The organism is thiotrophic endosymbiont of Bathymodiolus puteoserpentis (Logatchev) (genome assembly GCF_900127505.1).
Taxonomy (GTDB): domain Bacteria; phylum Pseudomonadota; class Gammaproteobacteria; order PS1; family Pseudothioglobaceae; genus Thiodubiliella.
Window position 1 is genome coordinate 24,389 of the sequence record NZ_UEXF01000055.1, and the last position, 26,103, is coordinate 50,491.

The following is a 26,103-nucleotide window of genomic DNA, read 5'->3' on the forward strand; positions in this document are numbered from 1 at the left end:
TTAATATTTTTTTAGGAGCAAAAAACCATGGTTAAAATTAGATTAGCTAGAGGTGGAGCCAAGAAAAAACCTTTTTATTCAATTGTAGCAACAGACTCTAGAAAGCGTAGAGACAGTGGTTATATTGAGAGACTTGGATACTTTAATCCAGTTGCTCGTGGACAAGAAGTTAGGCTTACCATCGAAGAAGATAAAATAGAATATTGGACATCAAAAGGTGCACAAATTTCTGAACGCGTTAAGCAACTTATCAAAGAATTTAAAGACCCTTCAATTCGTGAAAAGCGTGTTGCAGTGCAAGAAGCAAAAGCAGAAAAAGTGGCAACAGCCATTGCAACTAAACTAGCAGCAAAAGCAAAGGCAGAAGAAGAAGCGAAAGTAGAGGCAGAGGCAAAAGTAGCAGCGACGGCTGTTGCTGAAGTAAAAGCACCTACTGAAGAGGTGCCAGAAGAAGAGGAAAAATCTGCTGAGTAACTCAACGAACATTGTTCCAAGTTCAAAAAGGCTGTTGGTCGGTACGATTAATGGCCTTTTTGGCGTTCAGGGTTGGGTGAAAATCTTTTCACATACACAGCCTAGAAAAAATATTTTATCTTACAAGCCTTGGCATATACAGATTGACGAACAATGGCAAACATTAGAAATTGTCAATGGTCGAGAGCAGTCGAAAACCATTGTTGCAAAAATTAAAGATATTGATAACAGAGAGCAAGCCAGAGCAATGATTGGTATTGATGTTTATATTGAGAAATCCCAATTATCCAAACTCAAAAAAGGCGAGCATTATTGGGAAGATTTAATTGGTTTGGAAGTGATTAATCGATCAAATTTTGTACTTGGAAAAGTGCAAAATTTGATGGAGACAGGTGCCAACCATGTACTCATTGTGCAAGGGAAAAAAGAGCATTGGGTGCCGTATATTGAGCCGTTTTTGTGTGAAGTCAATATCGAAAAACAACAAATTTTGGTTGATTGGGACGAGGATTTTTAATGGTCTTATATAAGACCTTTGCGTCATTATGAATAACCACCAAAACACCATCTTTTATCAATTTGAAAACTTTTTAAAACACTTTTAGTCTTGCTAGGCTTGGTATAATAATTTTTTTAAACTATGGAAAAGAAAAATGGAAAAGAAAGAAGAAAATTCAACACCTGAAGTGACTCAACCACAAGCAAACTTAATTGATGAAATGTATGTTGACGGTACAGCAAGTATTAGTATTCGTCAGAATGTTGCAAAGATTGATTTTTATCAAGCTTCACCAATCATGAGTAAAGATGGCGCTGATGAGAAAAGAGAATTTCGCAAGATTTCCCACCGTTTAGTTTTGCCAGTAACTGGTTTGGCTGAAATTCGTGAAATTTTAGATAAAATCATAAAACAAACTCAAGAGAACACAAGTAAATAGTTGTAAAAAAACCCCAGACAAACTAAGTTAGAAAATCAACTGCACCTGATTTTAAAGAATAATTAGCAGCTATAACTTCTAGTTTATTATTTTTGATAGCTTCTTTAATAATTGGCGATTGGCTTTGTAATTGTTTGACGGAGTTAATAATGTTAACTTCAACAGCCTTGTCAACCAGTTCATTATTTGTTAAATTTAATTTAAGCAAAGGTAGAATGGAAGGCTTTATTCTGTTAGTTATAGAGTAAAGGCCGTCCGATAGATTTGTTTTATTAATGCATTCGTCAATAGTTGCATTAATAGCTCCGCAATTAGAATGGCCTAACACTACAATTAAAGCTGTTTTGAATTTAGAGATTGCAAATTCAATACTCCCCATTTGTGAGGGGGCAACTATATTTCCTGCAATGCGAATAATAAACAAATCACCAAAACTCTGGTCAAAGATAGTCTCAATGGGTACTCGTGAGTCAGAACATCCTAATACAACCGCAAATGGACTTTGTTCTTTTACATCTTTTGCGCATCCATGCGCATGGAATCTATGGTGAAATGTAGTGCCATTAACAAAACGCTGATTACCATCAACCAATCTTCTTCTTGCTTGCGTTGAGTTTATTTTGTCAGAAATGATACTCATCCTTTAAAAGAGGATGCTCATCATTGACATCATAACAATGATAAATAGTATTGTCATAAACCCACCTGCTTTAATGAAATCTGCCACCTTGTAGCCACCAGGTCCCATAATTAAAGCATTCACCTGATGTGTGGGAATTAAAAATGAGTTTGAAGTGGCAATGGCAACTGCTAGCGCATAAACCGCAGGGTCTTCCCCTACTTGAATGGCAATATTAACAGCAATAGGCACTAAGAGAATAGTTGCGCCTACATTAGACATGACTAGGGTAAAGAAGGTTGCTAGCACTACAATTGAGCTTAGTATTACCCAAGGTGCCATATCGCCAACTACTTTAACTGTTTCTTGTGCAATCCATAAGGCGGTGCCAGTTTTTGATACGGCCATACCTAGCGGAATAAGGCTGGCTAATAAAAATACTGTTTTCCAAGAAACCGCACGATAAGCCTCTTCTATTTTAATAACACCAGATAAAATCATACCCAAGGCGCCAGTCATGAGTGCGATGGAGAGTTTAATATCCGTAAATAATACTAAGAAAAGTGCAATCGCAAAGAAAATACTTGCCCATTTGATTTTCTCAGGTCGATACTCTTCTTGCCTTGGATACTCAGAAGTAATGACAATAAAGTCAGTATTAGATTGCAGTCTATCAAGGTCAACCCAGCGTGTATGGACAATTAATGTATCGCCTGATTGGAAAGGAATATTGCGAATACCCTCACCTTCTTGCATGGTTTTACCACCACGATGTAGCGCCACCATGGCAATACCATAGGTCTTGCGCAACCATATATCTCTAGCGCTTTGGTTGATAAGTGAAGAGTTAGGTGGGATAACAATTTCTGCTGTGCCACATTCTTGTGTAGACAACAAATTAGAGAATTTTTCAATGGTGTCTGAGAGCTCAAGATGAAAGCCTTCAACAAAAGCATCTAAATGTTCTTTTGTTGTCAATACGCCTAGGGTCATTTGTGGTTGAATAGTGGTGCCTCGTTCAACTGAATGGTGCCCAATAAATGTCTCGCCTTCGATGGTTTGGATGGCGATAATTCTAATTTTAGCCGCTGTTTCAATATCGTCAAGTGTCATGCCAACTAAGTTAGAATCCTTAGGAATATTAACCTCAAATAAATCATAATCTATATCATAAACTTGATGAAAGTGCTCAATGGCTGATATAGATTCTGACTGATCTTTTTTGGTTGCAGGTAAGACAAACTTGCCAGCAATGACGAAATATACAATACCCGTTATGACCAGTGCAATACCTATTGGTGTTACGGAGAATAATCCCCAAGTGTCCATCTGCTGTCCAACTTCTAATCCTTGGTTGGTGGTTAAAATTAAATCATTTAGCAAGATTAAAGGGCTAGAGCCCACCATGGTTATTGTGCCACCTAAAATCGCTGTAAATCCCATTGGCATCAATAGTCGCGACATTGGGATACCTGAGCGTGATGAAATGCGACTCACAACAGGAATAAATAGTGCGGCTGCACCCACATTTTGCATGAAAGATGAGATAAATCCAACAGTAGAAGAGATAATTGGGATTACTCTTGGCTCGGAGGTGCCACCTACTTTAAGAATGAAAGTGGCAACTCTGCCCATCAACCCAGTTTTGTCCAAGCCTGCTCCAATAATCATTACTGCAATAATTGACATAACCGCATTAGAGGAGAACCCATCAAACAATCTTTGGTTGTCAACTAGTCCCTCTTCTAGCCCCATTAAAGTATGAATCCATGGCAAAGAGCTTAGCCCTAAGATGATCATAATGGTAATGGCAGCTTCGTCAACTTCTACCACCTCAAAAGCAAACAAGTAAATTGTTAATACAAGAATCCCCAGCATCCAAGAAATAGAGGTGGTTGGCGCAATTGTTGAAAGCCACACAGCAAAAATAGCAAAAATAATGGCTGAAATATTTTTTTTATTGAGCATGATTTTGATTTTATTAAGGGTAAAAAACAGTAGGCAAAATTATACCATAATCACAACATTACTAATCACTGCTAACAAGGTCTTACTGGTTGAAAAAATATCTATTTTTGAATTTTAATGACCCTAAAGCACATCAACCACTTTCTTGCTAATTTTGACAAAGCGTTGAATATAATTAATTTTTTTGTCTTGTTTGCGCAAAATTGCAAATAATTTTTGATTAAGCTCCTTTACACCTATTTGAATTGTTTTAGGTCCAGGGGTTTATGACATTCATTCTCCTAACACCCCTTCAGTGGCATCCATGGTTGAGCTAATGGAAAAGGCAGTCCAACGTATTCCCGCTACAAGGCTGTGGGTTAATCCTGATTGTGGTTTAAAAACCAGACATTGGGACGAGGCAATGTCTGCATTGACTAATATGATATTGGCTAGTAAGCAACTTCGAAAAAATTGATTTATAAGTTAGAGTAAAAGGCTTTAATAAAATATAAACCTTGAGGCGGGGCAGTTGCACCCGCCTTTTTTCTATCTTTAGAGATTAATACTTCCTTAACCCATCCAACAGGTTTTTCGCCCCTGCCTACTTTGAGTAGTGTGCCGACGATATTGCGCACCATATGGTGCAAGAAGGCATTGGCTTTAATATCCAACAAGATTTCATTGCCGTGTTGAGTGAGCTTTATAAACTCAATGGTTTTGATGGGTGATTTTGCTTGGCATAGACTACTACGAAAAGCTGAAAAATCATGCTCACCGAGTAAATATTCAGCGGACTTGCTCATTGCTTCTACTTCTAATGCTCTTGACTCCCATAAGGTGTGTTTAGCCACTAGAGCAGAGCGCACTGGCGTATTGTGAATCTTGTAATGGTAGCGCCTTGCGTGAGCATTAAAGCGCGCATGGAAATCCTCATTAGCGCGTTTTACCCAAACAAAATTGACATCATGAGGCAGGTTAACATTGCCACCAAGAAGCCACGCTTTGTCTTCTCTGTTTGCACTTGTTTCAAAGTGAATAACCTGTTCAATAGCGTGTACACCCGCATCTGTTCTACCTGAGCAAAATACCCGTACGGGGTGGTCAGCAACACTTGAGAGTGCTTTTTCGACCACTTGTTGGACAGTGCGAATGCCAGATTTTTGCAACTGCCATCCGTGGAAGTCACTGCCCATATACTCAACACCTAATGCTATCTTCATTTTTGTAAATCCTTTATATATTAACTCAGTAGCTAAATTTTGTCATCTTACTCATCATCCATAATTATATAAAGGTCTCACTATGATGTAAAATAAAATTACTATGAAAAACGAAGCCACAGGATTAAAACGAATTAGTAACGCTTTCGGATTTTCAATGCAAGGATTAAAAATTTGCTATCAATCAGAAGCCGCCTTTAGGCAAGAGTTGTGGTTTGGTGTTGTGTTAATATCACTCGCATTTTGGCTGAAAGAATCAGCCATTGAACGCGTACTACTGATTGCACCAGTATTCTTGGTGCTGATTGTTGAAGTGTTAAATTCTGCCATTGAGTCAGTGGTTGACAGGATTGGTGATGAGTATCACGCACTATCTGGTGTGGCAAAAGATATGGGCTCAGCGGCAGTATGGCTTTCTTTGGTTTTGGTGCTTATAACATGGATAATTATTCTAATATAAGCGCTCACTTAAATGGCGATATTGATTGCCATATTTTTGACTCAATACCAAGTACCAATGATTATCTTTCATCGTTGGAATTCTCACCAAGAACACAGGTGTGTATCGCTAGCGAACAAACGCAGGGCAAAGGGCAATACAATCGAACATGGTTAAGCAATAAAGACAATAGTGTTTTACTGTCTATTCGTTGCGTGTTTTCAACTAAGGTTAATTTAAGTGGTTTGAGTTTGGTGGTGGGTTTGGCGCTACTTGAAGTGTTGAGAGGTTACGGTGCTATTGGTTTAGAGCTTAAATGGCCCAATGATATTTATTATCAAGATAAGAAACTGGCTGGAATTTTGATTAAGAATACCACTCGAAACCAAACTCAATCTGTCGTGATAGGTATTGGTGTGAATATTGGTGTGAATATAGATTGTCAAACACCGTGGACTGATTTACATTCAATCAGCACACAAAAATCCATTAATCAGTTTGATTTAACTAAAGATTTAATCAATAAGATTTTAGAGTTCTGCCAAGTTTTTGAAGCGAATGGTTTTACAACTTTTTCCAAGCAGTGGGCAAGTGTAGACTACCTGCAAGGTAAGCGGGTGCGCTATGACGATAAAAAACAAACCTTTTTAGGTGTGTGCTGTGGTGTGAATGACGAAGGTGTATTGTTGGTTGAAACTAAGGCGTCAACTAAACAAGTTTATTCGTCTGAGTTTTTGACTCTTCTTTAGTTGTTGTTGGCTCTATTTTCTTATTCTCGGCCATTGAAACACTGCCTTTAAAGTAAGAGCCATCTTTAAGGATGACTTTTGGAGCATCCATATCACCAGTAACAGAACCTCCCTCATGGATGATGATTTTTTCATTTGCGTTAATATTGCCAACGACACGGCCAATGATATTAACGACCTTAGCCTCAATACTGGCTTTAACATCACTCAGTTTTTCAATGGTAAGGATGTTCTCTTTGAGTAATATAGTGCCATCAACTTTGCCAAAAACACTGATATCATCAGTGCCTGATATCTCCCCTTTAATAAAACAACCTTGAGAAATGGTGGTTTTTTCTTGACTACTAGTAGCACTAAGGCGCTGAGTATTGTTTGTCGTCACCCTAGGTTTAGGTCTGGGAGATGTAATAGATGCCTCAGGCAGAGTTGCAGTTTTAGGATTTTTAGTGTTAAACATAAGACTATATATTAATGATAAAATTAAACATTATAAATAATTTTACACTTTATGTCCACACAGCATTCACTTGAGGTTACCAATATTAGTAAATCCTATTCAGGTAGAAATGTGGTTTCAGGTGTTTCATTTTTTGTGCAAAGTGGTGAAATAGTCGGTTTATTAGGGCCAAATGGTGCAGGAAAAACCACTTGTTTTTATATTGCTTGTGGGTTGGTTAAGACAGATTCTGGGCAAGTTATTTTAAATAACCATAAAATTGACCATTTACCAATGCATAAACGCGCCAAATTAGGGCTGGGTTATTTGCCTCAAGAGCCATCTGTTTTTAGGAAATTATCTGTTGAAGATAATATTATGGCAGTTTTAGAGCTTAATAAAGCCTTAGACAAAGACACCCAAAAGAATCGTTTAGAAGAATTATTAGAAGAATTTAATATCAGACATATTCGCGCCCTTAATGGATTAAGCTTGTCTGGTGGTGAAAGACGACGCGTGGAAATCGCCAGAGCAGTGGCAATGGAGCCAAAATTTATCTTATTAGATGAGCCATTTGCAGGTGTTGACCCAATTTCTGTGGGTGATATACAACAAATTATTTTCCATCTAAAAAATAAAGGTATTGGTGTATTGATTACCGACCATAATTACCGTGAAGTGCTAGATACTTGTGATCATTCTTATGTATTACATGATGGCGTGATGATTACCGAGGGCGATAAGGAGCAAATCCTAAATAACACTAAAGTGCGCGAAGTTTATTTAGGTCAGCGTGACTAACTTCATCACATTAGGCATAGAAAGCTCATGCGATGAAACGGGTATTGGGCTGTATTCACAGCAAGATGGACTGATTGCACACCAATTATTTTCCCAAGTTGAGATTCATCAAGAATACGGCGGTGTTGTGCCAGAATTAGCATCCCGTGACCATATACAGCGTGTCTTGCCACTTATTAAAGCTGTGCTTGAAGACGCTAAAATAAAGCTCACCGATATCAGTGCTGTTGCCTATACGGCTGGACCGGGTTTGGCAGGGGCATTGTTAGTGGGTAGCGCTGTGGCAAAATCTTTGGCTTGGAGTTTGAAAATCCCCACATTAGGCGTGCACCATATGGAAGGACATTTGCTCGCAGTATTCTTAGAAGACAAGCAACCTGAATTCCCCTTTGTGGCGTTACTAGTCTCTGGTGGGCATACAATGCTAGTTGATGTTGAAGCGATAGGGCAATACAAAATTTTGGGTGAATCTTTAGATGATGCAGTGGGCGAAGCCTTTGACAAAACGGCTAAGATTCTAGGTTTGGGTTATCCGGGCGGACCAGCACTTGCTGCACTTGCTGAACAAGGCAAAGAGGGTGTTTTTAAATTCCCAAGACCTATGATAGACAGACCAGGACTGGACTTTAGTTTTAGCGGTCTCAAGACTTTTGCACGCAATACCTTTGCTAAACACCCAGAGCAAAAAGCTGATATTGCCAAAGCCTTTGAAGTGGCCACAACGCAAACATTGATGATTAAATGCCGTCGAGCCTTAGAGCAAACAGGGCGTAAAACTTTGGTTGTGGCAGGCGGTGTTAGCGCAAATAAAGCACTCAGAGACGAATTAGATACAATGGGTAAAAAAGTAGATGCACAAGTATTTTACCCACGCCAGGATTTTTGTACTGATAACGGTGCAATGATTGCCCTTACTGGGCATCTAAGACTTATTAAAGGACAAGTATCAAAAGGCAATGAAATTGTCGTTAAACCTCGGTGGAGTTTGGAGGAATTGCAAGCAGTATGAGTCAATTAAGCCAAGTATTTACGCGTGCATCAACAGGATTAGATGCACCATTAGTCACCATTGAAGTGCATATTTCGAGTGGCTTACCAGGGTTTTCTATCGTCGGATTGCCTGAAGGTGCCGTGCGTGAGAGTAAAGAGCGTGTGCGTAGCGCCCTAATAAACTCACAATTTAAATTTCCCAAAGGGCGTATTACCGTCAGCCTAGCGCCAGCTAATCTACCTAAAAGTGGCGGTAGATATGACCTGCCAATTGCGATTGGCTTGTTGTTAGCAAGTGGACAAATTAAAGAAAAAATAAATTTAGATGGTTTTGAATTGTATGGTGAGCTAGGATTAAATGGCTCATTGCGTGCTATCGAAGGCTTATTGCCCGCTATTATTGCCAGTAGTCAAGACGCGCATAATATTATCTTGCCAACACAAGAATCCGCTCAATATACATTGGTTAATCAAGCAAAAATCTACCCCTGTGAGCATTTATTGCAAGTCTGTGATTTTTTACAAGGTGCTAGCAATGTTAATCAATTGGTTCGTAAGTTAACTAATAAGCAGACAATTTATAACAATGATTTTTCTCAGGTTAAAGGACAACACCATGCCAAACGCGCGCTGGAAGTTGTCGCTAGTGGTGGGCATAATCTACTTCTAGTCGGCACACCTGGTTCAGGTAAGACCATGTTAGCAGAGCGATTACCTTCAATTATGCCACCACTTAGTGATGACAAAGCCCTAGAACGCGCTTCAATTTATTCGGTCGCCAACAAACCATTGGATTTAACTCAGTTAAAAGTTCGCCCATTTCGCTCTCCGCATCATTCGTCTTCAGCAGTTGCATTGGTTGGTGGTGGTTCAATTCCCAAACCGGGTGAAATCTCGCTCGCTCATGAAGGTGTATTGTTTCTAGATGAATTGCCAGAATTCCCAAGAAGTGTTTTAGAAGTCTTGCGTCAACCCTTAGAAAATGGCGTTATTCATTTGTCCCGTGCTGCCCAACAAACCACTTTTCCTGCCAATTTTCAACTTATTGGTGCAATGAACCCCTGCCCCTGTGGATATTATGGTGATGGCACCAGCAAGTGCCACTGCACAGAGGATCAAATTGATAGATATAAAAATAAAATCTCAGGCCCACTACTAGATAGAATTGATATGGTGCTTACCGTACCACCCTTACCAAAAGAAGCACTACTTGAGCAAACCAATAGTAGCGCAGAGTCAAGTGAAGTTATACGAGAAAGAGTGCTAAAAGCCCAGAACATTCAATTCAAGCGCCAAGGTAAATTTAACGACAAACTTACACCTGATGAAATAGAAAAATCCATACCTCTAAATAAAGATGATAAACAACTACTGTCTGAGGCTATTGACAAATTTCACTTGTCAGCAAGAGCCCAAGAGCCTATCACCGCATTCTCAAAATTGCCAGAACCATTGCTGATTTAGACAACTCAGAAACCGTCAACATTCAGCATCTCAGCGAAGCGATTGGTTATCGGCGCGAGTCTTGATAAAAACTTACAGTACAACCAGAGCATTGGCATTAGACAAATCTTCAAATGATAAAGTTGTATTAGACAGTGTAATGCTAACATAACTCTCACCAATGCCAGTACCATCAGAATCTATATGAACAATACTATCATTGCCTATATTCTCAACGCTAACAAAATCAGCTAAATTGTTGTTTACTTGGTAATCAATCAAATCTGATATATCTAACTTATCGCCTTCAGATAAATTAAAGTCGGTAATAATGTCATGACCATCGTTATTACTGTTGTAGTCAAAAGTATCACTTCCTAAGCCGCCAGTCAAGGTGTCACTTCCAGCATTACCGACTAAAGTATCATCACCTGCTAGAGACTGAATAATATTATCACCTTCATCGCCAATTAGTTGATTGTCATTAACATCGCCTCGCATTATCACATCAATACTCAAAATGCGTGTCTCAGTTGCATAATTATTGTTAGAGATTTCAGTAGTGCGTGCTTCAACCTCAACATCAAGGTGTCCAGAATAATCACCTGCAATTAACTTAAGTCCTGTTAAATCACTTTCTGACAATGACCAAGAGCCATCACCTTGTTTGTTGCCATGATTTAAACTTACCTCGTTAGGTAAGTTTTTAATAGTAACATTCAAACTCTCAGAACCATCGTTATCTTTTAAGGTAACTGATATTGGTAGTACTAATGTAGAGTTGCTGTGAATAACAATATTGTCATTCGTTCTATTGATAATGCTTGGCGCATCCGCCACGGCAGTAATATTAACATCTGCTGTAGCATCGTCAGTTGTTGAACCACCATCACTAATTTGATAACTTAACTCAATTTTACCACTAAAGTCATTTTTTGGCGTAAGCGTCCAAGTGCTGTTATTGTTATCAATAAGCGTTGCATTATTGCCCACCACAGACAAATTGATAATACTCAATTTACTACCAACTACATTGGTTAGTAGTTGTGCTGTGGTAATCGTTAAATCTTGGTCTTCAACACTTGAAAGATTAATCGTTGCATCAGAAACTGTTGTTTTGGTCAATGTTGTGGTGGTTTCCAAATTGCCACGACCATCAGTATAACTGGTAATAACCTTTATATACTTACCAGTGTGTGTCTGTGTTAAAGTTAATTCATCAGTTGTAGCACTAACAATATTTACCCAAACTTCCTTATCAGTTGAATATTGCCATTGGTAACTTAGTTCACCCATACCATCAGCATCAGATAAAGTATTTACTAAGGTTAAAGTTTGCCCTTCTAAGGTCTCACCTTGCAAATAAACACGCCCTTTAGTGTTGGCATTAAAATTATCGTGTGCTTCGTTGATGTGCCACATCGCACCATCAGCAAACATAATGCGTTCAATCACTCTATTTTCTGTTGTATCTTTTAACAAAATACTATCCTGAGTGTTTATAGTGAGTAATAAATCATTACCATTTTTAGTGATACTAACATCGGAGATTCCTATACCATCTCCAAATACAATAGCATCAACACCCTGAGTATCAATAATAATATCGTTGCCATCACCTAGGTTAAAGTTGTAAGTGTCATTACCTGTACCACCATTTAAAGTATCAGCACCTAAGCCACCTATGATAATATCATTACCAGCCTCAGCATGTATGGTGTCATTACCTGCCAAACCTTGTAGAACATTGTCTCCACGGTTGCCAATAATGTTATTATCGTTATTATTGCCTGTTGCATCTATATTTTCATCCCAAAGCTTAACCGCCTCCCTTGTATGAATACTGTAGGCACTATTAACATCAGCTGCTTTTCGGAAAGTGTCAATATCAACAAAGCGATTCATGTCATTAACCTTGCCTCGTCCTGAGTCGCTAATGTAGAATCCCATTAAATCACCAGTGTTAGCATTGTGTACAGCTCCTGTCAAGGTGACGGCGTGATTGACACTGCCATTGCCATTGTAGTTTGAGTCATTCCATAATATGCCAGCATTAACGGACAACATAACACCGCGACCACCTTGAAGTAAGTTGGCAATGCCAGTTTCATTGTAACCTTGGATGACATCATTAGCGATGCCATAGTTGTTTAAAATAGCTTGTTGTTGTAGGTAATTGGAACCACCTAATTGACTAGCAGGTAAACTGGGGTCATTTACCGCCCAGTTGTTGGCAATAGCAGTATTAACCACCTCACTTTCAGATGTAGGGGTGCCTGTTTGGGTGATAAGGTTGGCAATAGAGGTTAATGCACAGGTACCTTGGTAGTTTTCAATAGCATCGCCTTGCATATAATCCAGTTCATTGCGTTTTGGAAAGCCATAAACCAAAACGGCTTCACCATCAACCTGACCTTTTTCCGCCTTAGAGAAGTCAAGCAAGGTTAGGTTTTCTATATTGTCACTTAGGGTGTAAGTAATGCTACTTTGAATAGTGTCCGTACCTTGATTGGCATACTCTACAACACTATCATTAATGTTATCGACATAATAAGTATCATTCCCCAATCCACCAATCATTTCATCAGCACCCGTTACTCCATCAATGATGTTGTTAGCGCTATTGCCAATGATTTTGTTATCAGAGGCATTGCCTGTGCCATGAATATTAAAGCCTTCCAGTAAGCGCAATTCTTCAATATTGGCGTTTAGCAAATAACTGGCGCTAGAAATAACGGTGTCATAACCTTGATTATCTTGTTCGTAAATACTGTCGTTAACGCTATTAATAATGTAGATATCGTTACCCAGTCCACCGACCATGACATCGGCATCTATACCACCATCTAAATAATCGTTTCCTGGTCCACCGATGAGAACATCTTGCCCTGCGCCACCATATAGATGATCGTTATCACTTTCTTCGCCATTGAGTTTCTGTTTGGCTTCGTTACTAGCGGTGAAGCCTGTTAAATAATCATCACCATCGCCACCGTAGAGAATATCATCACCACTTTGACCAAATAAATTATCGTTGCCTGCCTCGCCATAGAGTTTGTCATCACCCTCATTGCCTTGCAGTTCGTCATTCCCAGTGCCACCATAGAGTCTATCATGCCCTAAGCCACCCATTAGGATATCATCATCACCACCACCATTCAGATAGTCGTTATCAGTTTCACCTGTATTTAGACTTTGCTTAACTTCATTTGCCGCAGTGAATCCAAGTAAAAGATCTTTGCCTTCTCCACCCCAAAGTTTGTCGTTTCCTGTTTGTCCAAACAGCCTATCTTCACCATCTCCGCCCATGAGTTCATCGTTACCTTCATTACCTTGAACTTCATCATTGCCACTACCACCCCAGAGTTTATCATTACCTTTTTCACCTAATAAAATATCATTGTTGGCGCCACCGTCTAGGTAATCATTACCCAAACCACCGTATAATTCATCGTTGCCACTACCACCATACAAGCGGTCGTTATCAGTTTCTCCTGTACTTAGGGTTTGTTTGACATTATTACTGGCAGTAAAGCCGACAATAATATCATCGCCTGAACCACCAAGGATGGTGTCATTTCCAACGGCACCAAATATTTTATCGTTACCTTGTTCGCCATAGATTTTATCGTTACCAGCGTAACCAAGTATTTCATCATTTCCCAGACCACCCCAAAGGTTATCACTTCTCTCACTGCCACCCATTAAGTCATCACCATCGCCTGCTAAAAAGTGAGTGATTAAGCTAAGGTCAAAGAAGTCATTATTGTAATAGTCCACATCAAAGGTGTCATCACCATCGGTGCCAATAATGTGACTTTTGTTATTATGGATTTTAATCATGGCAGGATCCCAATAAACGAAGTGCGTCCTTCCATTTGACAAATAATAATAAAGGTGGTCTGTGTCTCTTAGGGTACGGTAGTCGCTGTTTGGCGTGTCTAACTCGTTTGTTTGACTCGTTTGAATAGGCTGTTTGTTAGCAACATGAGCATTGCCACTAACATAGAAAACATATTCACTTTGTTGAATAGGGTGATTAAGTGTGTTGAGATTAACTAACTCCCCCGTATCTAAATGCCCATCTTCGTTAATATCTTGCCATAGACGCAGGATGTTAGTTTCAGATCCTGTTAGTTGTCCATCGTTGTTAGTATCTAGGGCTTGGAGTTGTGCTACGCTTAGTGCTTGGTTGTTGCTATTAATAAGCACCCCTGTATATCGCGCAATACTCTGGGCATTATCATACTGTGCACTTTGAGAATCATAAAAAGCCCCGATTAGGTCAGAATCATGCCGGTCAGTTTGAGAATCATCATAGTTGTAATTATAATCACCCTTTGCATGATTCAACACATAATCTTGGAAGGCATTGAATTCCTCGTGGGTTATCCAGCCCTCTTGCAGTTCTTGGAACATGGCTTGTTCAGCGTTGAATAAATCCCCTATGTCATTAAAAGCAATGGTTGGGGCGTTAACAACCCACTTACCTTGGTCGTTAAGTTCAACGATGTCGTTGCCTTGCCATGGGTCAAGGGCTTGGGTGGTAGTTTCAAAGGTAAAGGCATCAATTGGATTGCCAATTTTTGATTCACGGGCAATAGCCCCTAGTTCGCAGTGCAGTTGTTCTATTTTTTCGCCTGTTAATTGTAATTTATTAAGATTTGGATCGTCTTGCACATAATCAATTATCGGTTGTATGTCGTGGTTACCGAATAAACTAGCAGCCATTATTGCCAATCCTATTAAAGGATTGACAGCCATCATTATTGCACCAATAACAGTATCTGTATCACCCACGGCATCAATTTCCATCTTAGTACCTATATGTGTGCCAATACTACTTACAATTGAACCTTGCTCAACAATATTAGTAAAATTTTCGCCTGTATCTGGTGTGCCTCCAACATCATTAAAAGCATTAGGATACTTTTGCTGAAGTAAGGCAAGATGGGCTTGGTACTTCTTACTTGAGATAATAGCATTCGCACCTGGGGCATCAAGAGTAACGCCATTTAAGCCAAAAGTATAAGCGATGATTTGGGCGATACCGCCGCCTAGGGAGTGTCCTGTGACTGAGAAAGTTTTATTTTGGCTAAAGCCATCTGAGTTCTTAGCTGCAGCATCAATGGTTTTTGCCGCATGGGTCATTGCTTGTTGAAACTGCTCGGAAAAACCGCCTGTCACAAAAGAGAGGTTATCATCCCAGTCATTGAGTCCATTGGTGCCAGCAATAGCAATCACGGTGTGGTTGGGGTGGTTGTCGTTTCGGTAGTTTTGGATTTGCAGACCTGAGTCGAAATTACTTGTTCTTTGGTCATCAGCTACTTCCCAGCCATTGACCCCTCTATCTTTCGCATTTTTCGTATAAACATCCTTAGCTAATAGGGCTAATTCAAGGAGAGTAGTTGAGTTATTGTTATTTTGTGGCATAGTATTCCCTTTGTTGTTATTTATTTTGATTGATTTGATTTTGTGGTAGTGCTAAGACGACCCCTTAATGCTTTAAATAGACTGTTGGGTTCGTATTGGGCTTTATCATAAGTCTCTATACGCTCCATAAAAGAATTAGGAACAGTGATTGAGTGTGCAAGGCTGCCATAATTATATTTAATAGAACCACTTTTGCGCAATGCAGGCTTATCAATTTCTATCTTAATGTCTCTACTTTTGCCAAAACTATCACAAGTCATAGAGCCTGATATGTAATCTAGATTTTTGTAGATATCCCTATCATATTCTAAAAGATGATAATTATTTAGCGGTATTTTACTGCCAGAAACATAAACCACATCCAATCCCAACTTATATTCCTGACCGCGTTTAATGGCACGCCCCCCCCAACCCGGCTCATCATTTATATCTTGAGGAATAAGAACGCTAATGGATTTAACATCTGGCATACCTTCAAGAACACCCAACACCAATGTGTTAACTGTCTCTTTTGAGGCGTTCATTTTCCAGTTACCTACTACGATTGTTTGACGCATAATACTTATCTAATATAGAAATTGAGCAATGTTACTCTAATTAGACACAAAAATCAATCAGTGCTTAGATTTTGAACCAAAATAAAGCGCCAAGGAAACCATTAAAATACCAAGTGAAAAATACACTAAATCTAGCGCACCTGTAAAAGTCATTGACAAAGAAACCTCAAAAAAAGTAACCACTAAAATCATTAAAATGACTTTGGAAAGCTTCGCTTTCAAATCATCAAGCGAATTAATCTCCAATACTTTCGAGCAGTCACTGTTTTTAGCCTCATCAATATCACTAATAAACAGCTCATACAAACCTAACGCAAATATTAACAAAATAGTTGCCAACAAAAATCCATCAATAGAACCCACCGTGTGTGCAACCATTTCAATTTTTAATATTTTTCTAGCCTCAGCCGTTGCGCCTAAATACTCACCTGCATGCATAAACAATGAACCAACATCAATAGCAGTAATCACAAACAACACCAGCGATAACAACAATGAGGAAAGCACTGCTGCAAGCACCATAAAACGCGAATTCCACAAAAACTTTTCAAAATATTTTTCAACCAATTTCATTTATCAACCCTTAATTCAAAAGACAAAAGTTTAGTATATCATTATTTGTTTTAATAAAACAAAAACACGGCTAAAATAATCTTTTAATTGTGCTCACTCAGAAGCCTTATGTCAAAAACTTGGAAAAAATGTTTAGAAACCTTAAAAGATACTGTGCCAGTCGGGCAATTCAGTGTCTGGATTAAACCATTAAAAACACAAGAAAAAAACGGCACTTTAACAATATTGGCACCTAACGATTCAGCGGTAATGTATCTTAAAAAAAACCTAAAACAAAAAATTAAAACTGCTATTGCGCAGCACGATAAAAGTCTGAAGATTTTGATTGGAGTTGTGGCTCAGCCACAGGCAAAAAAGCAACATACAACACCCCTTCTAGATGACTATACTTTTGAAAATTTGGTTTTAGGTAATGCCAATCAAATAGCCTACGGCGCCATTCAACAAATCGCGGAAAACCTTAAAAATTCTCCTTACAACCCTTGTATTGTTTATGGTAGCTCAGGGTTAGGAAAAACACATTTAATGCAAGCTGCAGGACATCTAGTAAAAGAAAAAAAACCTAAAGCCAAAATTATTTATATGCCGTTGATGGATTTTGTTAGAAACATTACCACCAGTCTTCGCCACAATACCATTGAAGATATTAAGTCTTATTACCAATCTGCTGACTTATTGTTGGTAGATGATATTCACTTAATTGCTGGCAAGGAAAAATCTCAAGAAGAATTTTTTCATATTTTTAATTTTTTATTTAATACAAAAAAACAAATTATATTCACTTGTGACCAGCCACCAAAAAATATTAAGTCTTTAGAGGAGCGCTTAAAAACAAGGTTTTCCCAAGGTTTAAACCTACTTTTAAAACCACCAGAATTAGAAATGCGTGCTGCTATTTTACTCAAAAAGGCACATAACGAAAAAATCAATATTGAACTTACCGAAGATATGGCGCTTTATATTGCAGGTAATATAGATTCAAATGTACGAGATTTAGAAGGTGCATTATTAAAGCTTAAAGCATTCATTGATTTTTCTAAACTACCCAATCTTATCATTACCAAAGAGATTATCGATACCGCGCTAGGGGATTTAATTAAACCACAAGCTGTGGATGTTGATATTAACGATATACAAAAAGAGGTTGCCAAACACTACGGCATTACTATATCAGATCTAAGCTCAAAAAGTCGAAAACAACATACTGTTTTAGCGCGACAAGTGGCAATTTTTATAGCACACGAGCTTACAAATTTATCATTAGCAAACATTGGAAAACATTTTGGAAATCGAGACCATTCCACAGTTTTACATGCTATTAAAAAAATTAAATTAAAGGCTGAAGAGACTGAAACAAAAAGTAATTATGAAGTAATTAAATTAAAATTAGCCAACTTATAAACATTATCCACAATAACTTTTCCAACTAACTGTTGATAATTTTAACAACTTAATAAAATATTACATATTGTAAACATAACTCTGAGTTTTTACATAAAATAACTACTAAATTATCAACAACTTAATTTATTGTTTTTAAAAGAAATTACCATGTTTTCAACAAAGAAATACACCCCTAATAATAATAATACTATTTAATTAAGAAAATTACTCATGAATATACAACTTACAGTAGACGAATTACTAGAGCCTTTACAAACAGTCATTGGTGTTGTTGAAAATAAACCAACATTACCTATTCTCTCACATGTGCTAATTCAATTAAAAAATGGCGAACTAACTTTAACCACCACTGATATGGAAATTGAGCTCCACGCATCAAAAAAAATTCAGTCCCAAGAAGAAGTTAGTTTTACAATTTACGCAAAAGATTTGATTGATATTATTCGTAAATTAAAAGAAGACACAGTTATTGAATTTATTATTGAAAAATCTAAAATTTACATGAAAACCAATAGTAATTCATTTGAACTTAATACTTTCAATACACAAGATTTTCCAGAATCACCAAAAATCATTGATAGTGAAACAGTTAATATCAATCGTACTGTTTTAAAAGATCTTATTAAAAAGACATCCTTCTCAATGGGTAACCAAGATATTCGTGCTTATCTAAATGGTTTATATTTTGAAGTAAATAAAGACAATATTATCGTAGTGGCAACAGATGGCCATCGTCTATCAATTGGTGAAATTAAACAAAATAACAATCTAACCAGTCAAAAAACCGTTATCCTACCAAGAAAAGCAGTATCAGAACTAAACAAAATTTTAGAACATGATGGCGATGAAAATATTGATATACATCTTTCAGAAAATTACTTCCATTTAAAAACTGATGGTGCAACTGTGGTGAGTCGTTTAATTGATGGTAATTTTCCTAATTATGCACAAGTAATTCCAACCAACCATGAAAATACAGCGATTATTAATCGTCAAGAATTTTTAGATAATCTACAACAAACTTCAATTTTTGTTGAGGAACGAACCAAAGGAGTTAAATTAGCATTTAAAGACAATCAAATTAATATATTTTCTCATTCAGAACGAGGTCAAGCTAAAGCCAAAGTTGATGTTAAAAATTTCAACAAAGAAACAGATATTGCTTTTAATATTAATTATTTAATGAGTGTTCTAGAAATTTTAACCACTGACGAAATTAATATGGTTTTACCTAGTGAAAACTCTCAATCTTGCCTATTAAGCAGTATTGATGATGAAAGTTATCAATATGTTGTTATGCCAATGAAAATCTAATTTATTGATTTAAGTCTTTATTGTGGCTATTATCAATAAATTATCTATCCATCAATTTCGTAATCTAACTACTCAATATATTACACCTTGTGAAAATATTAATTTGTTTATCGGGGGTAATGCGCAAGGAAAAACCAATCTAATAGAAGCAATCTATTATTTAGGTCACAATCGTTCTTTTAAAACAAAAACCATTAAAGAGGTTATTAGTTTTAATACTGATAAGTTTCAATTGGATGTAGAAATTGATGACAATAGAATAAAACTTGAAAAATCAAAAATCAAAAATACCATTAGTATTAATCAACAAAGGATTACTAACACTTCACAATTAAGTCAAATATTACCCATTCAAATTATCACTCCAGATAAAGGATTTATTGTAAATGGTACGCCTAAAAACAAGCGCTCTTATTTAGATTGGGGAGTGTTTCACGTGAAACCAGAAATCTCTAAAGTCTTTAAAAACTATCATAAGATACTAAAAAATATTAATATTTTATTGGCTAACAATCAAATCAATGAGTTGGATTTCTGGTTTTTAGAACTGGCAAAAACTGCTGCTGTTATCAGTAAGAATCGTTTGGATTATTTACAACAACTTAAACAAATTTCATTATCTAACCAAACTAAAGAACTAGAGTCGTTAATGGATTCATTAGGTGAATTTGATTATCAGTTTTCTTCTGGTTGGCCAAAAGAAGTTAATGAAACTGATGAACAAAGTATTTATCAATATTTAAATAAAAACAAATCTTTTTTATTGCGTGTTAAGCATTTAAATTATGGCCCCCATAAAGCTAATATTGATTTTTCATTTAATGATAAAAGTGAATGCTTTCTTTCAAGGGGCGAACAAAAAACTTTGTCTATTATTTTTTGGCTAACCCAAGTTGTTTTATTATCCAACCTTAAGATAAAACCTATCGTCCTAATTGATGATTTATCATCTGAATTAGATGAAGAAAAAATTAACAGTATTTTGCATTATTTAAAATCCTTAAAAATGCAAACTTTTATAACCGATATTAGTCATAATTTATCTACAATTAATCAAATCAATCCTATGATATTTCAAATTAAAAATGGTGAGATTAAACAAAGCGATTGATTTTTAGTATATTCCTTTTAAATCCACACAATGGTTGAAATAAAAACACAGCCAAAAACCTTATTTTTAGGTTTCTCATGGTATAATTAATTATTTTTTTCGAGCGTCTATGTCTGAAGAACAAACACAAGAATATCAAGCCTCTAATATTAAAGTTTTAAAAGGTCTTGATGCGGTTAGAAAGCGTCCAGGAATGTACATTGGTGATACTGATGATGGGACAGGTTTGCACCATATGGTATTTGAGGTAGTTGATAATGCTATCGATGAGGCGTTAGCTGGGCATTGTTCAAAAATTAATATTATTATTCATGAAGACCAATCGGTATCAGTCTCTGATAATGGTCGTGGTATTCCAACTGATATTCACCCTGAAGAAGGTATAAGTGCAGCTGAGGTTATTATGACAATATTGCATGCAGGCGGTAAGTTTGATGATAATTCATATAAGGTATCTGGTGGTTTACATGGTGTGGGTGTTTCTGTTGTAAACGCCCTATCTGAAACTGTACACTTAACCGTATATCGCGCAGGTGAAATTCACGAACAACATTATACTTTAGGTGTGCCAAATGCGCCAATGGCAGTCACAGGTAAAACAGACGCTACTGGGTCAACTATTCACTTTAAACCAAGTCCTGAAGTTTTTGCGATTACTGAATTTAAGTACGACATTTTAGCCAATCGTGTGCGCGAGTTATCGTTTTTAAATTCAGGTGTTCATATTGAAATTGAAGAGATTGCAACAGGTCGTAAAGATATATTTAAATATGAAGGCGGTATTACTGCTTTCGTTGCACATCTTAACAAAGCTAAAAATCCAATTCATAATGATATTATCACCATCTCAGCTGAACGCGACAATATTGAAATTGATGTTGCCTTGCAGTGGAGTGATGCTTATCAAGAAAGTATTTACTGTTTTACCAATAATATTCCTCAGCGTGATGGCGGTGCTCACTTAGCAGGTTTTAGGGGTGCACTGACACGAACACTGAATAATTATATTGATAATTCAGGCATGGCAAAAAAAGAAAAAGCCGCAATTACTGGTGAAGATACACGAGAAGGTTTAACTGCCATTGTTTCAGTGAAAGTACCAGACCCTAAATTCTCATCGCAAACCAAAGATAAATTAGTATCAAGTGAAGTGCGTGCCCCCGTTGAATCAGCACTTAACGAAAAATTGGGTGAATACCTTTTAGAAAATCCAAGTGAAGCAAAAATCATTGTTGGTAAGATTTTAGAGGCTTCGCGTGCTCGTGATGCAGCGCGAAAAGCTAGAGAGATGACTCGTCGTAAGGGTGCACTTGATATCGCCGGTTTACCGGGAAAATTGAGCGATTGTCAAACCAAAGACCCAGCTGAGAGTGAAATTTTTCTAGTGGAAGGTGATTCAGCGGGTGGTTCTGCCAAACAAGGTCGTGACCGTCGCACTCAGGCGATTTTACCGCTCAAGGGTAAAATCCTCAATGTTGAAAAAGCGCGTTTTGAAAAAATGTTAGGCTCTGCTGAAGTTGGTACTTTAATTACCGCACTTGGTTGCGGTATTGGTAAAGAAGAATATGATATTGGAAAATTACGCTACCACAAGATCGTGATTATGACAGATGCTGATGTTGATGGTGCGCATATTCGAACTTTGCTGTTAACTTTCTTTTATCGTTATTTACCTGAATTGATTGAAAATGGCTATTTGTATATTGCACAACCACCTTTATACAAAATAAAAAAAGGCAAACAAGAACAATATTTAAAAGATGACCAAGAGCTCAATAGTTATTTATTACAAGAAGCGGTGAATGATGCAAACTTATTTACCAATGCACAAGCACCAGCAATTTCTGGTATTGCCTTAGAAACTGCAGTAAAAGATTACTATGAAATAGACAGCATTATTGAGCGTCTATCAAAGAAAATTAATACTGCACTATTGCGAGCCATTGCTAAGATAAGTCCATTAAAAGATTTAAAAGATACGAAGAAAGTAAGTGCTTGGATCGAGCAATTAGAGCAAATTTTATCGCAAGACTTATCTCCAGCACAAAAACACACGGTTGTTTTTAATTCAGCCACTAATGAAATTGAACATACCTTATCAGCGTATGGCGTAGATACGGATGTTGATAATCTTGGTGAATCATTCTTTGCTTCAACAGATTACACAAGTATTAAAAAGTTTGCACAAGAGATTGAAAGTATAATTACCGACGAATCTTTCGTTGAGAAAAAAGAAAAAACCATCAAGGTAAAAAACTTCACAGAAGTGATTACTTTTTTAATGAATGATGCTAAGAAAGGTCAAAGTTTTCAGCGTTATAAGGGTTTAGGTGAGATGAATCCAGAGCAGTTATGGGAAACTACAATGAACCCAGAAAATAGAATTTTATTAAAGGTTAAGATTGAAGATGCTATTGTAGCAGATGAGGTGTTCTCTACTTTAATGGGTGACGAGGTAGAGCCACGCAGAAACTTCATTGAAGACAATGCACTTTCTGTTGATAATTTAGATTTTTAAACGGAGAAATATATGTCAAAAAAAAATCCTGTAATAGTAGTAACTGGCTCATCAGGTGCTGGTACAACTTTTGTAAAGCGTGCATTTGAGCACATTTTTAACAAAGAAGGTATTACGCCATTAATCGTTGAAGGCGACAGTTACCATAAGTATGACCGCGTTGCAATGAAAAAAGCAGTAGCAGTAGCAGAAGCAGAAGGTAATAAGAACTTATCGCACTTCGGTCCAGATGCAAATGAGTTTGATAAGATTGAGAAAACCTTTAAAGATTATGGCACAACAGGTCAATGTGATCGTCGCTATTATATTCACTCTGATGAAGAGGCTGTTGAGCATAATGCAAGACTAAATTCAAATCTTAATCCTGGTGAATTCACTCCTTGGGAAAAAGTTGGTGCTGGTACAGATTTATTATTCTATGAAGGTCTACATGGTGCAGTTGTTACTGATGGCATTGATATGGCACAATACGGAGACCTAAAAATTGGTGTTGTCCCAAGCGTTAATCTTGAATGGATTCAAAAGATTAGCCGTGATAATGCTGAGCGTGGCTATTCAGCAGAAGACACTGTTGATACAATTTTGCGTAGAATGCCTGATTATATCAATTACATCACACCGCAATTTTCTCAAACAGATATCAACTTTCAACGCATTGCCACTGTAGATACTTCCAATCCTTTTATTACCCGTGATATTCCTACGCCAGACGAGTCTCTTGTGGTGATTCGTTTTAAAGATTTAAACAAAACACCGGTTGATTTTCCTACTGTTAAAAGTATGATTGAAGGTTCATTTATGTCTAGACGCAATACGATTGTAGTGCCAGGTAATAAGATGGGTTTAGCGATGGAAATTATTTTGTACCCAATTATTCATGATTTGATTGGTAATAAGTAATTAAATCCATAATGGTTAAAGACCCTAGTCATTTAGCTGGGGTTTTTTTTATTTAAAAGAAAGTAACAAATGAATACAACACAAACACCTTTAAAACCTAGTTTTATTCAATTTTTCATCTATTGGTTAAAGCTCGGTTTTATCAGTTTTGGCGGACCTGCAGGGCAAATTTCAATGATGCACCAAGAGTTGGTAGAGAAGCGTCGCTGGATTTCTGAGCATCGTTTTTTACATGCGCTAAATTACACCATGATATTACCAGGCCCAGAAGCACAACAACTTGCCACTTATATTGGCTGGTTGATGTTTGGTGTGCGTGGCGGACTTGTAGCTGGCATACTGTTTGTCTTACCCTCTTTGTTTATTTTGATCACATTAACATGGATATATCTGAGTTATGGTAATGTGAGTGCGGTAGCAGGAGTTTTGTATGGTATTAAGCCTGCGGTGACCGCTATTGTTTTGTTCGCTGCTTGTCGTATTGGCTCTAAAGCCTTATCAAACAATATTCTAAAAGTACTTGCAGTACTTGCATTTGTTGCGATTTTTGCATTGAAAGTGCCTTTCCCTTATATTGTTTTAAGTGCTGCTTTAATTGGCTATATAGGTGCAAAATTTTTACCTGATACTTTTAAGGCGGGCAAGCATCACGGCAACGGCAAAAACAGTTACGGCCCAGCATTGATTGATGACAATACACCTATTCCTGAACATGCTAAATTTAAGTTGTCGCGTTTAATTGGTTTTTGTGTGGTCGGTGTTGTGCTTGGCATTGCAGTGATGAGTTTTTTGGATAATAAAGTCTTGCATGATATGGGTGAGTTCTTTACTAAAGCTGCACTTGTTACTTTTGGCGGTGCTTACGCAGTGTTGCCTTATATCTACCAAGGCGGTGTTGAGCAGTATGGTTGGCTGAGTAGCACACAGATGATGGATGGCTTGGCTTTGGGGGAAACCACCCCAGGTCCTCTGATTATGGTAGTGGCATTTGTGGGCTTTGTGGGTGCAACTGTAAAAGAAGTTTTTGGCGCAGATTCGATGCTAATGGCAGGTTTTGCAGGTGCATCGGTGGCTACTTTCTTTACTTTCTTGCCCTCATTTTTGTTTATTTTCTTAGGCGGACCAGGGGTTGAAGCCACGCGTGGAGATTTGAAATTCAGCGCACCGTTATCCGCAGTAACAGCGACTGTGGTGGGTGTGATTGTGAATTTAGCGCTATTTTTTGCCCTTGCTACACTCTATCAAAATAACCAAATTGACTGGATAGCCATCGCTATCACTATCATTGCATTCATTGCATTATTTCGCTTTAAAGTTGGAATTATGAGTGTGATTTTCCTGAGTGGCGTCATAGGGTTGGGTATTGTTTATTTTGGTTAAACAAAATTAACTGATTGTTAGCGTGCTACACTCGAACTAATTCTAACAATGGCTCAAAAGAATACATTGCACCCCGTCTACCAGAGAGCTCCATAGAGACTTTTATTAGACCTGCACTTAACAAACCTTTACTAAAACGCGCAGCATTTTGTGTAGAAAATCCACATTTTTTTGACAAACCGTTATTCTTAAGAATAGGGTTGGCAAAGACAAAATCTAACACTTTGACGCTCCATTTAGAGGATAAAACTTCTGTAAATGGAGTCTTCATTTGCTCATAAAGCCCTGTAATTTTTTCAGCAGTATCTAGATTTCTGAGAACTTGTTGTTCCACCGCAGTAAAAAAGAAAACACACCAAGAATCTCAATCGTTATTTTTAGAATCCCCCTCATAATATCAACATACAAGTCTTTATTTTATTCCAAATAGGCGCTCATATAAAAATGTGGCTGAGAGATTAAACCCAACGACCATAGCATGAGGGTAATTAGTCGCCCCTTAAAAACCACCCCAAACCAAACCAAAACCACCCATTTTCCCAACCATCTAAATCAACAAAACTGCTTTTTATCCAGCACCACAAAAAACCTTAGGTATTTTACAAAAAATAAGCCCAGTTTTTGCCAAAACAAAAAAATAGTGGCTATCACCAGCCATTTTCTCAAATTCCAAGCACAGGCAGCCATTAAAACATTAATCTCATCACCAACTTGCCCTTTGAGTAGGTTTCTAGAGAGTCTAAAATCTGATTTAAGATGTCCGATAATCGGCTCAATCGCTGCGCGTCTTTTACACAGTTTGCGCTTTTTGTCTCGTTGATAACGATTGTCTCGCTTAAGGGCTTTTTTAGGCA

General features: G+C 37.4%; 23 protein-coding genes and 2 pseudogenes. 16 read left to right on the forward strand and 9 right to left on the reverse strand.

The window, feature by feature from the left end; translation table 11 throughout:
* Positions 1 to 27: 27 nt before the first annotated feature.
* The 3 genes and pseudogenes from rpsP to BHECKSOX2_RS06910 form a co-directional block, all read left to right on the forward strand.
* Positions 28 to 264: pseudogene (gene rpsP / locus BHECKSOX2_RS10295) on the forward strand (30S ribosomal protein S16); the annotation flags it as partial.
* 244 nt (positions 265 to 508) lie between these two features.
* Positions 509 to 991 carry a ribosome maturation factor RimM gene (gene rimM, locus BHECKSOX2_RS06905; protein WP_280953241.1) on the forward strand — a complete coding sequence of 161 codons (483 nt, stop codon included), beginning with the start codon at positions 509 to 511 and terminating at the stop codon, positions 989 to 991.
* 136 nt (positions 992 to 1,127) lie between these two features.
* Positions 1,128 to 1,412 carry a hypothetical protein gene (locus BHECKSOX2_RS06910; RefSeq protein ID WP_090715048.1) on the forward strand — a complete coding sequence of 95 codons (285 nt, stop codon included), beginning with the start codon at positions 1,128 to 1,130 and terminating at the stop codon, positions 1,410 to 1,412.
* 22 nt (positions 1,413 to 1,434) lie between these two features.
* Here the strand turns inward: BHECKSOX2_RS06910 and BHECKSOX2_RS06915 are convergent, their stop codons facing one another.
* Positions 1,435 to 2,052 carry a carbonic anhydrase gene (locus tag BHECKSOX2_RS06915; protein WP_090715045.1) on the reverse strand — a complete coding sequence of 206 codons (618 nt, stop codon included), beginning with the start codon at positions 2,050 to 2,052 and terminating at the stop codon, positions 1,435 to 1,437.
* 3 nt (positions 2,053 to 2,055) lie between these two features.
* The gene (locus tag BHECKSOX2_RS06920; RefSeq protein ID WP_139683005.1) at positions 2,056 to 3,999 is read right to left on the reverse strand and encodes an SLC13 family permease; all 1,944 of its coding nucleotides are present in this window, start codon (positions 3,997 to 3,999) and stop codon (positions 2,056 to 2,058) included.
* 250 nt (positions 4,000 to 4,249) lie between these two features.
* On the opposite strand from BHECKSOX2_RS06920, the pseudogene BHECKSOX2_RS06925 reads away from it, so the two are divergent.
* Positions 4,250 to 4,456 (forward strand): annotated as a pseudogene (locus tag BHECKSOX2_RS06925) (hypothetical protein); the annotation flags it as partial.
* A gap of 1 nt (position 4,457) precedes the next feature.
* Here the strand turns inward: BHECKSOX2_RS06925 and truA are convergent.
* Positions 4,458 to 5,201, reverse strand: a complete 744-nt coding sequence (truA, locus tag BHECKSOX2_RS06930; protein ID WP_139683006.1) for a tRNA pseudouridine(38-40) synthase TruA — start codon at positions 5,199 to 5,201, stop codon at positions 4,458 to 4,460.
* A 103-nt stretch (positions 5,202 to 5,304) separates the two neighbouring features.
* Here truA and BHECKSOX2_RS06935 point away from each other — a divergent pair, with 103 nt between their 5' ends.
* Entirely contained in the window at positions 5,305 to 5,661 is a 357-nt protein-coding gene (locus BHECKSOX2_RS06935) for a diacylglycerol kinase (RefSeq protein ID WP_139683007.1), read from the forward strand.
* Complete coding sequence (locus BHECKSOX2_RS06940) at positions 5,640 to 6,389, forward strand: biotin--[acetyl-CoA-carboxylase] ligase (RefSeq protein WP_139683008.1); 750 nt, start codon at positions 5,640 to 5,642, stop codon at positions 6,387 to 6,389. Before BHECKSOX2_RS06935 ends, BHECKSOX2_RS06940 begins: the two co-directional genes overlap by 22 nt.
* On the opposite strand, the gene BHECKSOX2_RS06945 is transcribed toward BHECKSOX2_RS06940, so the two are convergent.
* Positions 6,349 to 6,846, reverse strand: coding sequence for a bactofilin family protein (locus tag BHECKSOX2_RS06945; protein ID WP_139683009.1), 498 nt, complete (start codon positions 6,844 to 6,846; stop codon positions 6,349 to 6,351). The genes BHECKSOX2_RS06940 and BHECKSOX2_RS06945 overlap by 41 nt on opposite strands.
* A gap of 51 nt (positions 6,847 to 6,897) precedes the next feature.
* Between BHECKSOX2_RS06945 and lptB the strand changes: the two genes are divergently transcribed.
* The 4 genes from lptB to BHECKSOX2_RS10485 are packed head-to-tail and all read left to right on the forward strand — an operon-like array spanning position 6,898 to position 10,145.
* On the forward strand, positions 6,898 to 7,626 hold the full coding sequence (gene lptB, locus BHECKSOX2_RS06950) for an LPS export ABC transporter ATP-binding protein (protein WP_139683010.1): 729 nt from the start codon (positions 6,898 to 6,900) through the stop codon (positions 7,624 to 7,626).
* Positions 7,619 to 8,635 (forward strand): tRNA (adenosine(37)-N6)-threonylcarbamoyltransferase complex transferase subunit TsaD, encoded by a 1,017-nt coding sequence (gene tsaD / locus BHECKSOX2_RS06955; protein ID WP_139683011.1) that lies wholly within the window; start codon positions 7,619 to 7,621, stop codon positions 8,633 to 8,635. The genes lptB and tsaD overlap by 8 nt, the downstream gene beginning before the upstream one ends.
* Positions 8,632 to 10,080, forward strand: a complete 1,449-nt coding sequence (locus BHECKSOX2_RS06960) for a YifB family Mg chelatase-like AAA ATPase (protein WP_342589273.1) — start codon at positions 8,632 to 8,634, stop codon at positions 10,078 to 10,080. The genes tsaD and BHECKSOX2_RS06960 overlap by 4 nt, the downstream gene beginning before the upstream one ends.
* Complete coding sequence (locus BHECKSOX2_RS10485; RefSeq protein ID WP_342589274.1) at positions 10,068 to 10,145, forward strand: hypothetical protein; 78 nt, start codon at positions 10,068 to 10,070, stop codon at positions 10,143 to 10,145. The genes BHECKSOX2_RS06960 and BHECKSOX2_RS10485 overlap by 13 nt, the downstream gene beginning before the upstream one ends.
* Positions 10,146 to 10,152: 7 nt before the next feature.
* On the opposite strand, the gene BHECKSOX2_RS06965 is transcribed toward BHECKSOX2_RS10485, so the two are convergent.
* From BHECKSOX2_RS06965 to BHECKSOX2_RS06975, 3 genes are read right to left on the reverse strand one after another with little or no spacing between them, the layout of a single operon-like run.
* A complete protein-coding gene (locus tag BHECKSOX2_RS06965) occupies positions 10,153 to 15,492 on the reverse strand; it encodes a cadherin-like domain-containing protein (RefSeq protein WP_139683012.1) in 5,340 nt (1,779 codons plus the stop codon).
* A 20-nt stretch (positions 15,493 to 15,512) separates the two neighbouring features.
* On the reverse strand, positions 15,513 to 16,049 hold the full coding sequence (locus tag BHECKSOX2_RS06970) for a hypothetical protein (RefSeq protein ID WP_180323705.1): 537 nt from the start codon (positions 16,047 to 16,049) through the stop codon (positions 15,513 to 15,515).
* Positions 16,050 to 16,106: 57 nt separating this feature from the next.
* Entirely contained in the window at positions 16,107 to 16,622 is a 516-nt protein-coding gene (locus tag BHECKSOX2_RS06975) for a YqhA family protein (protein ID WP_180323706.1), read from the reverse strand.
* 108 nt (positions 16,623 to 16,730) lie between these two features.
* On the opposite strand from BHECKSOX2_RS06975, the gene dnaA reads away from it, so the two are divergent.
* The 6 genes from dnaA to chrA all read left to right on the forward strand — a co-directional run bounded on the left by dnaA (position 16,731) and on the right by chrA (position 25,249).
* Positions 16,731 to 18,023 (forward strand): chromosomal replication initiator protein DnaA, encoded by a 1,293-nt coding sequence (dnaA, locus tag BHECKSOX2_RS06980; RefSeq protein ID WP_090717412.1) that lies wholly within the window; start codon positions 16,731 to 16,733, stop codon positions 18,021 to 18,023.
* 213 nt (positions 18,024 to 18,236) lie between these two features.
* Positions 18,237 to 19,340, forward strand: a complete 1,104-nt coding sequence (gene dnaN, locus BHECKSOX2_RS06985; RefSeq protein ID WP_139683013.1) for a DNA polymerase III subunit beta — start codon at positions 18,237 to 18,239, stop codon at positions 19,338 to 19,340.
* A 22-nt stretch (positions 19,341 to 19,362) separates the two neighbouring features.
* Entirely contained in the window at positions 19,363 to 20,451 is a 1,089-nt protein-coding gene (recF, locus tag BHECKSOX2_RS06990; RefSeq protein WP_139683014.1) for a DNA replication/repair protein RecF, read from the forward strand.
* Between the two features lie 109 nt (positions 20,452 to 20,560).
* On the forward strand, positions 20,561 to 22,969 hold the full coding sequence (gene gyrB / locus BHECKSOX2_RS06995) for a DNA topoisomerase (ATP-hydrolyzing) subunit B (protein WP_139683015.1): 2,409 nt from the start codon (positions 20,561 to 20,563) through the stop codon (positions 22,967 to 22,969).
* A 12-nt stretch (positions 22,970 to 22,981) separates the two neighbouring features.
* The gene (locus tag BHECKSOX2_RS07000; RefSeq protein ID WP_139683016.1) at positions 22,982 to 23,869 is read left to right on the forward strand and encodes a phosphoribulokinase; all 888 of its coding nucleotides are present in this window, start codon (positions 22,982 to 22,984) and stop codon (positions 23,867 to 23,869) included.
* Between the two features lie 69 nt (positions 23,870 to 23,938).
* A complete protein-coding gene (chrA, locus tag BHECKSOX2_RS07005) occupies positions 23,939 to 25,249 on the forward strand; it encodes a chromate efflux transporter (protein ID WP_139683017.1) in 1,311 nt (436 codons plus the stop codon).
* A 25-nt stretch (positions 25,250 to 25,274) separates the two neighbouring features.
* Here chrA and BHECKSOX2_RS07010 read toward each other — a convergent pair whose 3' ends face one another.
* The gene (locus BHECKSOX2_RS07010) at positions 25,275 to 25,583 is read right to left on the reverse strand and encodes a hypothetical protein (RefSeq protein ID WP_139683018.1); all 309 of its coding nucleotides are present in this window, start codon (positions 25,581 to 25,583) and stop codon (positions 25,275 to 25,277) included.
* A 218-nt stretch (positions 25,584 to 25,801) separates the two neighbouring features.
* Positions 25,802 to 26,103, reverse strand: a 302-nt coding sequence (locus BHECKSOX2_RS10300; protein ID WP_245391348.1) for a transposase, incomplete at its 5' end; no start/stop codon positions are given.